Origin of the sequence: Massilia sp. TWP1-3-3 (assembly GCF_049897805.1) — a bacterium.
Lineage (GTDB): Bacteria > Pseudomonadota > Gammaproteobacteria > Burkholderiales > Burkholderiaceae_D > Telluria_A.
This window is the reverse complement of the sequence record NZ_JAFCWX010000021.1, coordinates 36,620-52,533: the sequence shown is the minus strand read 5'-3', so window position 1 is coordinate 52,533 and position 15,914 is coordinate 36,620. Positions and strand designations below refer to the sequence as shown.

At 64.2% G+C, this 15,914-nt stretch carries 9 protein-coding genes; 6 read left to right on the top strand and 3 right to left on the bottom strand.

Annotation, left to right across the window (positions count from 1 at the left end; translation table 11 throughout):
• Positions 1 to 62 precede the first annotated feature (62 nt).
• From ACP7D4_RS19135 to ACP7D4_RS19125, 3 genes are all read left to right on the top strand, one after another.
• Positions 63 to 2,498, top strand: a complete 2,436-nt coding sequence (locus tag ACP7D4_RS19135; protein ID WP_426210738.1) for a DUF1631 family protein — start codon at positions 63 to 65, stop codon at positions 2,496 to 2,498.
• A 413-nt stretch (positions 2,499 to 2,911) separates the two neighbouring features.
• The gene (gene dnaE / locus ACP7D4_RS19130; protein WP_426103223.1) at positions 2,912 to 6,460 is read left to right on the top strand and encodes a DNA polymerase III subunit alpha; all 3,549 of its coding nucleotides are present in this window, start codon (positions 2,912 to 2,914) and stop codon (positions 6,458 to 6,460) included.
• On the top strand, positions 6,460 to 7,509 hold the full coding sequence (locus tag ACP7D4_RS19125) for a glycosyltransferase family 9 protein (RefSeq protein WP_426210737.1): 1,050 nt from the start codon (positions 6,460 to 6,462) through the stop codon (positions 7,507 to 7,509). Before dnaE ends, ACP7D4_RS19125 begins: the two co-directional genes overlap by 1 nt.
• Here ACP7D4_RS19125 and ACP7D4_RS19120 read toward each other — a convergent pair.
• Together ACP7D4_RS19120 and ACP7D4_RS19115 are read right to left on the bottom strand one after the other, a co-directional pair.
• On the bottom strand, positions 7,496 to 8,419 hold the full coding sequence (locus ACP7D4_RS19120; protein ID WP_426210735.1) for a glycosyltransferase family 2 protein: 924 nt from the start codon (positions 8,417 to 8,419) through the stop codon (positions 7,496 to 7,498). The two genes, ACP7D4_RS19125 and ACP7D4_RS19120, sit on opposite strands and share 14 nt — an antisense overlap.
• 78 nt (positions 8,420 to 8,497) lie before the next feature.
• On the bottom strand, positions 8,498 to 9,583 hold the full coding sequence (locus ACP7D4_RS19115; protein WP_426210733.1) for a glycosyltransferase family 2 protein: 1,086 nt from the start codon (positions 9,581 to 9,583) through the stop codon (positions 8,498 to 8,500).
• A gap of 335 nt (positions 9,584 to 9,918) precedes the next feature.
• Between ACP7D4_RS19115 and msbA the strand changes: the two genes are divergently transcribed.
• Entirely contained in the window at positions 9,919 to 11,643 is a 1,725-nt protein-coding gene (msbA, locus tag ACP7D4_RS19110) for a lipid A export permease/ATP-binding protein MsbA (protein WP_426210732.1), read from the top strand.
• On the top strand, positions 11,640 to 12,665 hold the full coding sequence (waaF, locus tag ACP7D4_RS19105; protein WP_426210731.1) for a lipopolysaccharide heptosyltransferase II: 1,026 nt from the start codon (positions 11,640 to 11,642) through the stop codon (positions 12,663 to 12,665). The genes msbA and waaF overlap by 4 nt, the downstream gene beginning before the upstream one ends.
• 378 nt (positions 12,666 to 13,043) lie before the next feature.
• On the opposite strand, the gene ACP7D4_RS19100 is transcribed toward waaF, so the two are convergent.
• Positions 13,044 to 14,120 (bottom strand): substrate-binding domain-containing protein, encoded by a 1,077-nt coding sequence (locus ACP7D4_RS19100; RefSeq protein ID WP_426102928.1) that lies wholly within the window; start codon positions 14,118 to 14,120, stop codon positions 13,044 to 13,046.
• Between the two features lie 125 nt (positions 14,121 to 14,245).
• Here ACP7D4_RS19100 and ACP7D4_RS19095 point away from each other — a divergent pair, with 125 nt between their 5' ends.
• The gene (locus ACP7D4_RS19095; RefSeq protein ID WP_426210730.1) at positions 14,246 to 15,883 is read left to right on the top strand and encodes an OFA family MFS transporter; all 1,638 of its coding nucleotides are present in this window, start codon (positions 14,246 to 14,248) and stop codon (positions 15,881 to 15,883) included.
• Positions 15,884 to 15,914: the final 31 nt, after the last annotated feature.

The following is a 15,914-nucleotide window of genomic DNA, read 5'->3' as shown; positions in this document are numbered from 1 at the left end:
GCAACGCGCTATGATGGAAGCAGACATTGCGTAGCAGTTACCTATTCGATAGCCGAAGATCCATGCATATGCCGAACCGTATTATTCGCCTTGCCAAGGAGCGCGCGCTGGAAAGTTTCTCGGCGCTGGCCGAACAGACCGTGGTCGAGGCAGACAGCATGACCACGCGCGCCATGAGCGGGGCCAGCGGCGTGGCTCTGGCCGACCTGGTCACCGTGCGCAATTTTTTGCGCGGGGAAGCACGCACCCTGCGCGCGCGCATGGACCGCCACTTTGCCAGCCTGCTCGAGCGCGCCATGGTCACCATGCACGCACAGCAGCAAAAGGCGGCGGCCCAGGAAATCAACTACGCGACCCTGACCCTGATCGACGACGACGTCGTCACGCGCCAGATCGAAATCGAGCGCATGGTCGGGCGCCTGCGCGAAGCCGAGCAGGTCGAGCTGGGGCGCGTCAACCTGACCATCGCGATCATGCACGACGACCGCGAGGCGCGTGAGCGCGAAAACCCTTTCAGGCCCTACCTGCTGGCGCGCGCGCTGTACGAGGCGCTGCGCGAACTGATGTGGGAAGAATCGCAGTCCAAGGTGCTCTACGATGCACTGGGCATGGCGATGGCCCACCGGCTGCCCGGTTTTTACGCCGGCATTCTGGACGTGTTCGAGGCGGGCGGCATCACCGCGCGCCTGGCCGCGCGTCCATCGGCCATGAAGCGCGGCGACAGCGAGCGCGCAGCCTGGTCGCGCGCCGCCCAGGATGTGCGCGGCGTGGCTCCCGCCGGCGTGCGCGTCACCGAGCTTAGCGACGAACAGCAGCTTGCCCATGCGCGCCTGATGGACAAGCTGCAGCGGCTTTTTGAGCTGCAGCAGATCGATGACCTGCCGCGCGCCAGCGTGCCGACCCGGCCCGACCAGCTGGCGCTGCCCGACGCGCGGGCGCAGCCGGGCGATTTGCCGCAGCGGGACCTGCCGCACCCGGACCTGCCGCAGCTGGACTTGCAGCTGGACCTGCAGCTGGACCTGCAACCGGACCTGCAACCGGACTTGCAACCAGGCCTGCAACCGGCCGATCCCGCTGCCGCGACGCGCAGGCAGGATCTGCTCGACGTCGTGTGGGACACCTTCCACAAGCCCAAGGGTACGCCAGTCCCGCGGTCGGCGCGCCCGCACGGCGAGCGCCCATTGCTGGACCAGGCGCTGTTAGGGCTGCAACAGGAAGTGGCCGCCGGCGTAGCGCCGCCCAAGCCGCTCGCACTGCGCGGGCTGCTCGACCCGGCCGATATCGATCTCGAGCAGCGCCGCATCCTCGACATCGTCGCCCTGCTGTTCGAATCGATCATCGCCGACGACCTTGTCGGCGTCCAGATGCAGCACCAGCTCGCGCGCCTGTACCTACCGTTCGTGCGCGCCGCGCTGCAGTACCCCGAGCTGCTGTATGAAGCGCAGCACCCGGTGCGGCGCCTGCTCGACCGGCTTGGATCGGTGGGGGCGGGCGTCACGCCGGCCGCGCCCTGCTTCGCCGTGCTGGAACCGGAAGTGAGCAACATCGTGGGCGCCGTGCTTGACCTGTTCGACGACGACCTGCTGCTGTTTGGCGACTCCGAAAGCGCACTTGACAGCCACGTGTCCGAGATGCTGGCCGGCTGCGACGCAGCCATGGCGCGCTGCTTTGCCGCCGTGGCCGAAGCGCAGGCCGACAGCGCGCGGCTGACCGGCGCCGGACGCGCATTGTCGGCGGCGCTGCAGCCGCTGCAGGTCGACCCGCGCTTGGCCGACTTCATCCTCGGCACCTGGGCCCGGGTGCTCAGCCACCCCGGCCGCAGCGCCGAGGAAGGCATCGCGCTGCTGCCCGAGCTGCTCTGGAGCGCGCAGGAAAAGACCACGCCGGACGACCGCGCGGCGATGATGCGCATGCTGCCCGATCTGGTCAAGCGCGTGCGTGGGGGCATGGCCTCGATCTCGCTGCCGGAGGCGCCGTCCAAGGCCGCCTTCGACCGGCTGGTGGCGGTGCACATGGACGTGTTGGGGAACAAGCAGGAGCGTGCGCGGCGGTTGATGTCGCTCGACGCCTTCCGCCAGCATTTTGCCGGCTTCGCGATCGATGCGGTGGTGCCGTCGGCCGACAGCGAGCACTGGGTCGGCAAGTTCGAGCTGGAGGCGGCGCTGGTGCGGCGTGGCGTGCAGGCCAGCGTGCATGCCAAGGCTGCGGCCAGGATGGCGCGTCCGTCGGACGCAGACTGGCTGTCGTGGGCGCGTCCCGGGACCGGGTTCGAGCTCAAGATCGACGGGCAGTACCGCACGGCGCTGTTGTGTGCGGTGTCGGCGGGCGAGGGCGCCTTTGTGTTCAGCGTGGCCGACGAGCAGCAGCAGGTCATCTTTTTGCGCGCGCCGCTGCTCGAGGCCATGGAACTGGGCAATTTGCGTCCGCTGGAGCCGGCGCCCTTGTTCGACCGGGCAGTGGAGTCCCTGATGGCGGGCGCCAAATCGTTGTCGGCATAGTCAACGCTGATCAAGTCCCGGGCGGCGCATGGCGGAATGCGCTTAGCTTTTCCGCCCTCCATAATCACTTTTGTTAATTTTGGGCGACTCATGGCGGAATGCGCTTTGCTTTTCCGCCCTACGGTTCGAGGTACACGTAGGGCGGAAAAGCGAAGCGCATTCCGCCATGAGCCGCCTGGGACACGACAAGCGTGATTTTATCGGCAAGAGTTTGGCCGCCGCCGTCATACCCCCGACCGGCCCGTGGAACAGCGGCGCCGGTTAGCCACGCCATTGCCGCAGGCGGCGCATGGTCCAAGTCGCTTTGCTTCTCCGCCCCGCCATGTACCTCGCACTGTCGGGGCTCTGCGCCTCCGACCGCTCCGGCGCGGTAAAATAGCGTCTTTGTACAGCAGGCGAATCGGAACATGAGTATGGATGTCATTGAAGTTGGCGGCGCAGCTGCCGCCGCGGCCCCCCACAAGGCCGCCGGCCCCGCATTCGTGCACCTGCGCCTGCATTCCGAGTATTCCATCGTCGACGGCCTGGTGCGCATTGACGACGTCATCGCCGCCGCCGCCAAGGACAAGCAGGCAGCGCTGGCCATCACCGATCTGTCCAACCTGTTCGGCATGGTCAAGTTCTACAAGGCCGCGCGCGGCAAGGGCGTCAAACCAGTCGTCGGCGTGGACGCCTGGATCACCAACGACGACAACCGCGACAAGCCTTCGCGCTTGCTGCTGCTGGCAAAAAACCACATGGGCTACCTGCAGCTGTGCGAACTGCTCTCGCGCGCGTGGATCGAAAACCAGCACAAGGGCCGCGCTGAAATCCGTCCCGAATGGCTGGACGCGCTGGCCACCAGCGAATCGACGCTCCACCCCGGCCAGAGCCAGGCCTGCGGCCTGATCGTGCTTTCGGGCGCGCATTTCGGCGACGTCGGCACGGCGATCGAAAACGGCAACCTGGCGCTGGCCGAGCGCTGCGCGCAGCGCTGGGCGCGCATCTTCCCGGGCCACTTCTACATCGAGATCCAGCGCGCCGGCCAGGCCAACCAGGAGGCGCAGGTGCGCCACGCGGTTGCCCTGGGCGCCAAGCTTGGCCTGCCGGTGGTGGCCACGCACCCGATCCAGTTCCTCTCGCCCGACGAATACATCGCCCACGAAGCGCGCACCTGCATCGCCGAAGGCGAAATGCTGGCCAACGCCAAGCGCGTCAAGCGCTTCAACGAGGAGATGCGCTTCAAGACGCAGGCCGAAATGGCCGAGCTGTTCGCCGACATGCCCGCCGCGCTGGCCAATTCGGTCGAAATCGCCAAGCGCTGCAACCTGGTGCTCACGCTGGGCAAACCGCAGCTGCCGAACTTCCCGACGCCGCCCGGCATGACGATCGATGAATTCCTGGTCTCCGAATCGAAGGCGGGCCTGGAACAGCGCCTGATCCACCTGTACCCGGACCCGGAAAAGCGCGAGGCGCAGCGCGAGCGCTACGAGTCGCGCCTGAAGTTCGAGACCGATACCATCTGCAACATGAAGTTCCCCGGCTACTTCCTGATCGTGGCCGAGTTCATCAAGTGGGCCAAGGAAAACGGCGTGCCGGTGGGGCCGGGCCGTGGTTCCGGTGCCGGTTCGCTGGTGGCCTATTCGCTGCTGATCACCGACCTCGATCCCTTGCAATACAACCTGCTGTTCGAGCGTTTTCTCAATCCTGAACGGGTATCGATGCCCGACTTCGACATCGACTTTTGCCAGGAAGGGCGCGACCGCGTCATCCAGCACGTCAAGGATTTGTACGGCAAGGAGGCGGTCTCGCAGATCGCCACCTTTGGCACCATGGCGGCCAAGGGCGCGATCCGCGACGTCGGCCGCGTGCTCGATTTCGGCTACAACTTCTGCGACGGCATTTCCAAGCTGATTCCGTTCAAGCCGGGCAAACCGGTGACGATTGCCGACGCCATCGAAGAAGAGCCGATGCTCAAGGAGCGGCTCGAGAACGAGGACGAAGTCAAGCAGCTGCTGGCGCTGGCCCAGCAGGTCGAAGGCATCGCCCGCAACATCGGCATGCACGCCGGGGGCGTCTTGATCGCGCCGGGCAAGCTGACCGACTTCTGCCCGCTGTACACGCAGGGCGGCGACTCGGGCGTGGTGTCGCAGTACGACAAGGACGACGTGGAAGCCGTGGGCCTGGTCAAGTTCGACTTTCTTGGTTTGACCACGCTGACCATTCTCGACCGCGCGGTGCGCTACATCAAGCAGCTCGACCCGGCGCATGCCGACTTCGCGCTGGAAAAGCTGCCGCTCAATGACAAAGCCTCGTACGACCTGCTGACCAAGGCCAAGACGGTCGCCATCTTCCAGCTCGAGTCGCGCGGCATGCAAGGCATGCTGAAAGACGCGCGGCCCGACCGTTTCGAGGACATCATTGCGCTGGTCGCCCTGTACCGCCCGGGCCCGATGGACTTGATTCCCGACTTTTGCAAGCGCAAGCACGGCGAAAAATTCGACTATCCCGATCCGCGCACCGAGTCCATTTTGTCGGAGACCTACGGCATCATGGTGTACCAGGAGCAGGTCATGCAGATGGCGCAGATCGTGGGCGGCTACTCGCTCGGCGGCGCCGACATGCTGCGCCGCGCGATGGGTAAAAAGAAGGCCGAGGAAATGGCCGAGCACCGCGAGATTTTCCGCGCGGGCGCCGCCAAGGATGGCCTGTCGGCTGCCAAGGCTGACGAAATTTTCGACTTGATGGAAAAGTTCGCGGGCTACGGCTTTAACAAGTCGCACGCCGCCGCCTACGCGCTGCTGTCGTACCATACGGCTTACCTGAAGGCGCACCACACGGCCGCCTTCATGGCCGCCAACTTGTCGCTGGCAATGGACGACACCGACAAGATCAAGATCCTGGTCGAAGATTCGCTCGAGGTCTGCAAACTCACCTTGCTGCCGCCCGACATCAACTATTCGGACTATCGCTTCGTGCCCGAAGGGCCGCCGCCGTCGGTGACCAACAAGCGCGTGACCAACATCCGCTATGGCCTGGGCGCCGTCAAGGGTTCCGGCCAGGGCGCCATCGAGGCGATCATCGCCGCGCGCCAGAACGGCGGCGTGTTCAAGGACCTGTTCGATTTTTGCAAGCGGGTCGACCGCAAGCAGATCAACCGCCGCACCATCGAGTCGCTGATCCGCGCCGGCGCCATGGATTGCTTTGGCGTGGACCGCGCCATTTTGCTGGCGTCGGTCGCCTTTGCGGTCGAAGTGGCCGACCAGGCGCTCGCTTCGATCAACCAGGTCAGCCTGTTCGGCGGCGACGACAGCGATCTGGTGGCGCCGCCCGATTATGTCAAGGCCACGCCGTTTACCGACCGCCAAAGGCTGGCCGAAGAAAAGGTAGCGCTGGGCTTTTATTTGTCGGGCCATATGTTCGACTCGTTCGCGCTCGAGGCACGGCGCTTTGCGCGCACCAAGCTGGCCGACCTGGACCCGTCGCGCGACCCGCGCATGATGTGCGGCGTGATCACCGGCGTGCGCACGCAGATGACCCAGCGCGGCAAAATCCTCATCGTTTCGCTCGACGACAAGTCGGGCGTCGTCGAAGTGACCGTCTACCCCGAGGTGTTTGACGCCAACAAGAACGTGTTCAAGGAAGATGAATTTTTGGCGGTGGTGGGCAAGGTGTCCGAAGACCGCTTTAACGGCGGCCTGCGCATCACGGCCGAAAAAGTGTATGACATGACGATGGCGCGCGTGCACTACGGGCGCCAGCTTGGCCTGATGCTGCCCGGCGCGGTGGCTTCGCACCGGATCGTCGAAGTGCTCAAGCCGCACCGCCTGGAAAGCGGCCTGCCGGTGGCGCTGCGCATCAAGCCGCAGGGCGTGGACTGCACGCTGCAGCTGGGCGAAGCGTGGCACGTGGCGCCGTCGGACGCGCTTACGGCAGCGCTTGAGCAAGTGCTCGGCGCGCGCGAAGTCCAGGTGGAGTACTAATGGCGCGCGAACCGCTTAAGCTTGAGCGCATCCTGATCTGCCGCACCGACAACATCGGCGACGTGGTGCTCACGCTGCCGCTGGCCGGCTACCTGAAGCAGCGCTTCCCGCAAGCGCAGATCGACTTTTTGGTGCGCGCCTACGCTGCGCCCGTAGTGCGCCAGTGTCGTTTTGTGAACCAGGTGCTGGCGATCGAAGAGCATGGCGACCATCGCCGCATGTTCGTCGAAGGCGAATACGACACCGTCATCTTTGCTTTTCCCAACCGGCGCCTGGCGCAGGCGGCGCGGCGCGCGCGCGTGGCGAACCGGGTCGGCACCAGCCACCGGCTGTTCCATCTGTTTAGCTGCAACCGGCTGGCGCACTTCAGCCGGGTCAAGTCGAATTTGCACGAAGCGCAGTTAAATTTCATGCTCCTCAAACCGTTGGACATGGGGCATATTCCTTCGTTGGCCGAGATCCCGGCGCTGTACGGCCTGGAGGCCCCGCGCCTGCATGACGTCGATCTACTCGCCGCCCAGGCGCCTTTTAATGTGATCCTGCATCCCAAGTCCAACGGCAACGGGCGCGAATGGCCGCTCGCGCGTTACACCGAGCTGGCGCGCTTGCTGGAGCAGGACAGGGGCGTGTGCCTGTGGGTGACCGGCAGCGCGGCCGAGGGTGAACTGATTGCACGCGGGGCACCCGAACTGCTGGCCATGCCGCACGTGCGCAACCTGTGCGGACGGTTCGATCTGGCCGGCTTGACGGCGCTGATCGGCGCGGCCGACGGCCTGGTCGCCAGCGGTACCGGACCGCTGCACATGGGCGCGGCGCTGGGGCGGCCCGTGCTGGGCCTGTTCCCCCCGATCAAACCGATTGATCCGGCGCGCTGGGGCGCGCTGGGCGCGCAGGCGCGCAACCTGTGCGCGGCCGAGCGCTGCGCCACCTGCACCGGGGTGCTGGCATGTACCTGCATGCGCGCCATTGAAGCGACGGCGGTAGCCGAAATCGTGCGAGGCTGGCGGGAACTGCCGCGACGTGGCGCCACGCCGCCTACATCATCTTGAAAAAGGTCTTGATGGCATACAGGCTGCGCCGTATTTCGTTGCGTCGTTTGTGGGCAAGAATGAGCTTTCTGTACTTGAAAAAAACACGCATGCGCGCAAAATTGTTCGCCAGCGAATAGCTTGCGTAGCTTTTTACGATCGTGGCGTACGCATGTTTTTGCTCGGTCAGGTGAGCCGGGCATTTTTCATACAGCAGTTGCATACGCTGCTGCGCCTTGAGAACGCGTTGACGAGCGTCTTCCTTCACGCGCTTGGTCTTGACGGCGTTGAACACGTTTGCGTCATGGCGGCGGTAATGGACCAGCGCCTGGTCGACATACAGCAGGGAACTGGCGAACGTGGCAACGTAGCCGAGCCAGTTGTCGTGTGACAGGACTGTGGGAAACGGCATGGCGTCCAGGGCCAACTGCTTCTTGATCAGCATGGCGTGACCCGGTGCGCAGGCGCCCACGACATACATCAGCGGGTCGTCAAAATTGATGAAATTGAATTTGTCGCACGTGGATTCGCCCGTCAGCTTGCCCTCACTGTCGATCAGCGCCGAATTGCAGTAGGCGATGGCATGTTCGCCAATTTGCCCCAGCATGGTGTCTATCTTGGATGGCATCCAGATGTCGTCCTGGTCGCACGGCGCAATGAAATCCCCGTTTGCCAGCGCGAAGCCCTTTTCGAAATTTTTCTGGTAGCCGAGATTGCGCTCGTTCCTGACCACGCTCACCCGCGCATGCGCGCTTTGGTAGCGCGTGAGGATCTCCACCGTATCGTCGGTCGAACAGTCGTCGACGGCGATGATTTCAATATTCTTGTAGGTTTGCGAGGCCAGGCTGTCGAGTTGCTCCTGCAGGAAGCGCGCGCCGTTGTAAGTGGCGATGACGATCGACACCAGTGGCTGTGAAGCGATGGAACTCATGATGTGCATTCAACGTGATATGAGACAGCGGGTGCCCATGGTACTGGACAGAAGCTGGTCGCGCAATTGCAGGCCCTTTCAGGGCCCTGGAGCGTCGGTATGGCGGCGCGCCATGCGCAGCCGGCGCCACAGCTTGAGCTTGCGGCTCGCCGTGCGCTTGAAGTTGACGACCACGCCGCCGGCCAGCGCGCTTTCGACCTGGCGAATGATTACCGCGTCGAGCGTGCGGTCGTTGGAGACCATGTCGGCGCGCCCGGCCGTGGCCACCAGCGTATCGCAGTTGCCAAACAAGCCGCCCACGAACAGGGGCTTGATCAGGGTGCGCACGCGTTTGCCGTCGGCGCGCGGCAGCCGATAGGAATTCTTGACGGCGCCGACAAAAAAGTAGGCGGCCGCGATGTCGAAATGGCGGCGCACCGAATCGGCCACGCCGCGCGCTTGCAGATGGCGCCTGGCCAGCGGCAGCGCCGCGGCGAAATCGAGGCACCAGCGTTCCGACACTGCGTTCTCGGCGGCGTGCTGGCGGTAGTCGATGACGGGGTGGGCCAGGTGCAGCAGGCTGGCGCAGTGGCCGAGCAGGCGCGGCACGGTGGCCACGTCTTCGAACAGGCGCTCGGGCGGGAACACGGGTGCGGGCAACTGGGCATATACGTCGCGCCGGAACACGTTCGACCAGATGTACATCTGGCGGTCGGCAAAAAAGGTATTCAAGATCGCTTCCGGGTCGCGCAGCAGCCTGCCCACCGGGTAGCCAAGCCTGACGCTACGCGACTTGGCCGGTTCGTCCGGGTGCCACATGCGAAAGTCGCAGGCGATGACGTCGGGGCGGTGCTCGGCGATGGCCTGGTCCATGGCGGCCAGGGAACCGGGCAGCAGCACGTCGTCGCCGTCGATAAAGGCGATGTAGTCGCCCTGGGCCACGCGCAGGCAATGGTTGCGCGCGCTGGGGATGCCTTCGTTGGGCTGGCTAAAGACATGGAAGTTCGCGCCCGGCCAGGCTTCCTGCGCCTTGAACACCAGCGCCAGGGTGTTGTCGCTCGAGCCGTCGTCAATGACGATCAGTTCGTGCGCCGCGCCCAGCTGGCCGAGGATCGAGCGCAGGCACTGCTCGATAAAACGCTGCACATTGTAGGCGGGGACAACGACGCTGATCGATACCTTCATGGGCGTCTCCCCCGGTGTGGGGCAATGCACGCCTCCACAACGGCGGCCGGGGCGTCCGGCCGGTTGTAAGGTGTCGCGACAGCTGAGATGAAGGACGCTTGCGGCATGGGTAGTGAGTTAGACCTGTAGGCACATATGGTATCAAAATTATTCGCACTGAAGCCAAATGAACAACAAGCTGGCGAATTCGCGTTCAAGGCGAGCCTGTTTCATGCCTTGATGGTCGTTGTAATGGCCGCCTTACGCCTTCAGCCCGAATGCCCGATCTGGCCGCAACTGCGCGCACTGTGCGAGAATGCTGCCTTGAATTGTTCGAGGCAATGCCAGGGAAATCGATGGAAAACAAGGACATCGTCCGGCGACTGCTGGCGATCATGAAACCATACCGCGCCCGCGCGGCGCTGTCGTTCGTGGCCATGGTGGGCACCGCGGTCACCGAGCCGGCGCTCACTTTGTCGTTCAAGCTGCTGATCGACAAGGGGTTTGAACACAAGGTGCCATTTAGCCTGTGGCTGGTGCCGCTGATCCTGCTGTCCATTTTCGTGGGCCGCGGCGTCTTCAGCTTTGCCACCGCCTACCTGAACAACTGGATCATGAGCCGCGTGCTCAACGACCTGCGGCGCATGGTCTTCGAGCGTCTGCTGCGCCTGCCCGTGGCGCGTTTCCACGACGAGTCGCCGGGCCGCATCATCAATACCGTCATCGCCGAAGTGCGCCAGGTGGTCGACATGGTCAATTCCGTGTTCATCGCCTATGTACGCGACTCGCTGATCATCGTCGGCCTGCTGGCAACGCTGCTGTGGCTGAACTGGCGCCTGACGCTGATCGCCATGGTCATCATGCCGGTGACGGCGCTGATCGTCAGCACCACCGCCAAGCGCATGCGCCGCCTGTCGCGCGACAACCAGCGCGTCACGGGCGAAATGACACAGGTAGTGGAGGAAGCGGCGCGCGGGCACCAGGTGATCCGCGTGTTTGCGGGCGAGCGCTACGAGCGCATGCGCTTCGAACAGCGCAGCGAAGCACTGCGCGGTTTCTCGCAGCGCATGACGGTTGCCAGCGCCGCCGTAATGCCCATTACCCAGACCACCACCGCCATGGCAGTGGCGCTGGTGATCGTGATTGCGATTAGCACCGGCATGAGCCAGGGCGACTTCGTCGCTTTTATTACCGCCATGCTGATGCTGCTTAACCCGCTCAAATCGCTGGTCGGCGTGAATGGGCCGCTGCAGCGCGGCATGGCGTCAGCCGAAATCGTGTTTGCGATGATCGATGCGCCCATCGAGCCCGATACCGGCACCCGGGAGCTCGGTCGCGCGCAGGGACATGTGCGCTTCGAGCAGGTGAGCTTTCGCTATCAAGACGGTGGCGTGCCCACGCTGGACGACATCTCGCTTGAAGTACTGCCAGGGCAGACCGTGGCGCTGGTCGGCACCTCGGGTGGGGGCAAGTCGACCCTGGTGAACCTGGTTACGCGGTTTTATGCGCCCGCGAGCGGGCGCATAACGATTGACGGCGTGCCCTACGACGAGCTCACGCTAGCCAGCCTGCGCGCGCAGCTGGCGATGGTCAGCCAGAACGTGGTGCTGTTTGACGACACGCTGGCCGCCAACATTGCCTACGGCGTCGAAACGGTCGACCGCGCGCGCCTGGACGCGGCCATCACGGCGGCGCACCTGGACTCGGTGGTTGCGGCGCTGCCGGACGGCGTGCAGACGCTGATCGGCGAGAACGGCAGCCGCCTGTCGGGCGGACAGCGCCAGCGCGTGGCGATTGCGCGCGCCATCTACAAGGACGCGCCGGTGCTGATTCTGGACGAAGCCACCTCCGCGCTGGACAATGAATCCGAACGCGCGGTGCAGGCCGCGCTCGACACGCTGATGGCCGGACGCACCACGCTGGTCATCGCGCACCGCCTCACCACCGTGGAGCGGGCCGACCGCATTGTCGTGATCGACCATGGACGGATCGTGGAATCGGGCCGGCACCATGAACTGCTGGCGCTAAACGGCATGTACGCCAAGCTGTACCAGCTGGACCTGACCAAAGGCGGTGCATGAGCCGCACGCTGGTCATTTCGCCGAACTGGATTGGCGACGCCGTGATGGCGCAGCCGTTGCTGCAACTGCTCAAGCAGCAGAACCCGGGCGCGGCCATCGACGTGCTGGCGCCGCCGTCAGTGGCGCCAGTCTGGCGCGCCATGAAGGAGGTTGACAGCGTGCTGGAAACGCCGTTCCGGCATGGTCCGCTGCAGCTGGGCGAGCGCTGGCAGTACGCGCGCCTGCTTAAACAACAGGGATATGCGGCGGCCTACGTGCTGCCCAATACGCTCAAGTACGCGCTCATTCCCCTGTTTGCCGGGATCGCAACCCGGGTGGGCTACAAGGGCGAAATGCGCTATGGCCTGATCAACCGCATGCACCGCGACGACGTGCCGGCGCGGCCGATGGTGCCGTTCTATGCGGCGCTGGCCGGCGCCCCGGACGCACCGCTGCGCCTCGATGTGCCCAGGCCCGCGATGCAGGTCGAGCGCGGCGCGATCGATGCCTTGTGCGCGCGCCTGGGGATCGATCGTGCGCGCGCGCTGGTGGTGTTTGCGCCGGGCGCCGAATTTGGCGCCGCCAAGCGCTGGCCTGCGCGTCATTTTGCGGCGCTGGCGCAGGCGCTCGTGGCGCAGCAGCCGGGGACGCAGGTAGCGTTGCTGGGCTCGCCCAAGGACAAGGCGGCGTGCGACGAGATCGTGGCGATCACGGGCGCGGCCGGCGTGTTCAATTTGGCCGGGGTGACTCAACTCGACGAGGCGATCGCGCTCATTGCCGGCGCGGCGGCGGTGGTGGCCAATGATTCGGGATTACTGCATATTGCGTCGGCGCTGAACCGGCCGGTGATTGGCCTGTACGGTCCGACGGACCCGGACCATGCGCCGCCGTTTTCGGATATGGCAAAGGCGATGTCGCTACGGCTCGATTGCTCGCCCTGCAAACAGCGCGAGTGTCCGCTGGGGCATCACGATTGCATGGAGAAGATGGATGCGGGGGGGGTGTGGCGGGAGCTCAAGCCGATGATGAACGTGAGTCGATGAGCAGCGTAGGTCGGATAAGCACAGCGCAATCCGACAAGCGTCGCGTTGACGCACGTCGGATTGCGCTGGCGCTTATCCGACCTACCGTCCGAACCCGAAATAACTTGCGCGCCTAGACGCTCTCGCCAAAGGCCTGTTCCGTTCCCGGAGCGGGGCAACGATGCCGGGTTACTGCGACTTCGCGAACCGGGCTGTCGCAGAACATCCTGCGCCCCAGGGGTAAACGTGTGAGTCAATGAGGAGCGTAGGTCGGATAAGCGTTAGGCCTGGGCGGCCCCCTTATCCGACATGCGTCGCGTTGACGCACGTCGGATAAGGGGGCCGCCCAGGCCTAACGCTTATCCGATCTACCGTCCGAACCCGAAATAACTTGCGCGCCTAGACGCTCTCGCCGAAGGCCTGTTCCAGCGACATGATGGTCCCTGTATCGGTGGCGTCGTAACCTGTCAGCTCATTTACCTTTGCGTGATAATCGCCCGTCTGCAGCACCGTGACCAACTGGCGTATCAGCGGGTCGGTCAGGGCGTCGATCCGGATCGCGAAAAAATAGCGTTCTCTCACCAGCGGCAAAAAGTCGAGCTTGAAGCGCTGCGCGGCGGTGCGCACGCCGAAGCCCACGTCGGCCATGCCGCTGGCGATGTAGGCGGCAACTGCCGAATGGGTAAACTCGGCGCTGTTAAAGCCGCCGATATCGTGCGGCGACACGCCAGCGTCAGCGAGCATCACCTCGAGCAGCATGCGCGTGCCCGACCCTACCTGGCGGTTCACGAAGCGCACGTCGCGCCGCGCCAGGCTGGCCAGGCCATCGATCAGCAGCGGGTTGCCGGGCGCGACAAACAGCCCTTGGTGGCGCACCGCCAGGTGAATCAGACAATGCTCCTTGGGGTCCAGCCAGCGCGTGTACCACGCCACAGCCGCCTGCTCGAACTGCCCGGTCGGCACATGAAAGCCGGCCAGGTCGCACTCGCGGCGCGACAACGCCGCCACCGCGTCGGTGCTGTTGCGGTAGCGTAGTTCGACCGGCATCTCGACCTTGTTCAGGTGGACCATCAGCGCCGCCACCGCAAAACCGTGGCTCGCATCCATGCGCACCATGCGCAGGCGCTCGGCCGCCATCTTGCCCAGTTCCGCTTCCAGTTCCGAGGCCAGGCTTTCAAGCGTGGGCGACAGGCGCGCGCTGATGCGCCGGTCGGCCCAGACCAGTTTCTGTGCCAGCGGGGTGAGGGTGGTGCCGCGTCCGCGTCCGGTTTGCAGCAGGTTGTCGCCGAACAGCGTTTCAGCCTCGCGCAGCAAGCCCCAGGCGTAGCGGTAGGACAATTTGACAGTCTTGGCGGCTTGCGCGATTGAACCGGTGTCCTGGACAGCGATAAGTAGCGATAGCAGTGCCGCCGTGTCGAGCGGGGCTGCGCCATCGAAGCTGATTTCCCAGTGCGGGCGAATGTGAACTTTGAACATAGGTTAAAAATAGCCTATTTCGATTCATCTTGCATAGTGATATTCTCCAGAAATAATAAAAGTTGTTAGAGAGATATGCTTAAAAAAGCATATTGTGACGGTAAAATAAAAAACGGAGTGAGACAATGGCATTTCTCGACATATTGGACAAAGAGCATACGATTGCCGGTCCGACGTTCAATCGGTGGCTGGTGCCCCCGGCGGCGCTGGCAATTCACCTGTGCATCGGCATGGCGTACGGCTTTTCGGTATTCTGGCTGCCGCTCTCGCGCGCGCTGGGCATCAAGGAGCCGCTGGCCTGCAAGGACATCGGCCTGATGGCTGAACTGTTCAGCAGCACCTGCGACTGGCGCATCTCGTCGCTGACGATCATGTACACGCTGTTCTTTTTGTTCCTCGGTTCCTCGGCCGCGCTGTTCGGCGGCTGGCTGGAACGCGCCGGTCCGCGCAAGGCGGGTGTGGTATCGGCCCTGTGCTGGTGCGGCGGCCTGGTGATCTCGGCCATCGGCGTCTACCACCACCAGTTGTGGATGATGTGGCTCGGTTCCGGCGTCATCGGCGGCATCGGTCTGGGCCTGGGCTACATCTCGCCGGTGTCCACGCTCATCAAGTGGTTTCCGGACAAGCGCGGCATGGCGACCGGCATGGCCATCATGGGCTTTGGCGGGGGCGCCGTGATCGGCGCGCCGATGGCCGACAAGCTGATGAAGCACTTCGCCAGCGACATGTCGGTCGGCGTCTGGCAGACCTTCCTGGTCATGGCGGCCGTGTATTTTGTCTTTATGATGTCGGGCGCGCTCGGCTACCGGGTGCCGGCGTCGGGCTGGAAGCCGGCTGGCTGGGTACCGCCGCCGGCTGCGGCCAAGGCCATGATCGCCACTCGCCATGTGCACGTCAAGCGGGTATGGGGCATTCCGCAATTCTGGCTATTATGGGCGGTGCTGTGCCTGAACGTCACGGCGGGCATTGGTATCCTGGGGATGGCCTCGCCGCTGGTGCAAGAGATTTTCGCGGGCCGGCTGATCGGCATCGATGTCGCCTTCAATGACTTGAGCGTGGCGCAAAAAGGCCAGATCGCGGCGGTCGGCGCCGGCCTGGTCGGGCTGCTGTCGCTGTTTAATATCGGCGGGCGCTTCGTGTGGGCATCGTGCTCCGACTACATCGGTCGCAAGCGGACCTACATGGTATTCCTGATCCTGGGCGCGATCCTGTATGCGTCGATCCCAAGCTTTGCACACGCCAACAACCTGTTCCTGTTTGTCGCTTCGCTGTGCATCATCCTGTCGATGTACGGCGGTGGCTTTTCGACCGTGCCGGCCTACCTGTCCGACCTGTTCGGCACGCAGATGGTGGGCGCCATTCACGGCCGCCTGCTGACCGCCTGGTCGGTGGCCGGCGTGTTCGGCCCGTTGCTGGTGAACTATATCCGCGAAAGCCAGATCGCCAGCGGTGTGCCCAAAGCACAGGCGTATGATGTGACGATGTACGTACTGACGGGGATGATCGTGCTTGGCCTGCTGTGCAACCTGATGGTTCGCCCCGTTGCCAGCAAGTACTTCATGACCGATGCCGAGCTGGCAGCCGAGAAAAAGCTGGCGCACGACCGCGATATTTCGAGCGTGGCGGGGGCCGCTGGCGCCGCGTCAGGCGTTGCCGTCAACCGCAACCTGCTGGTGACCGCGTCTGCGTGGGCGGCAGTTGGCATTCCACTGGCGATCGGCATCTGGCTGACGTTGCAAAAAGCGGCAGTGTTCTTCAAATAAAGACAGAAGCGGCGCCGCCTTCGGGTGCGCG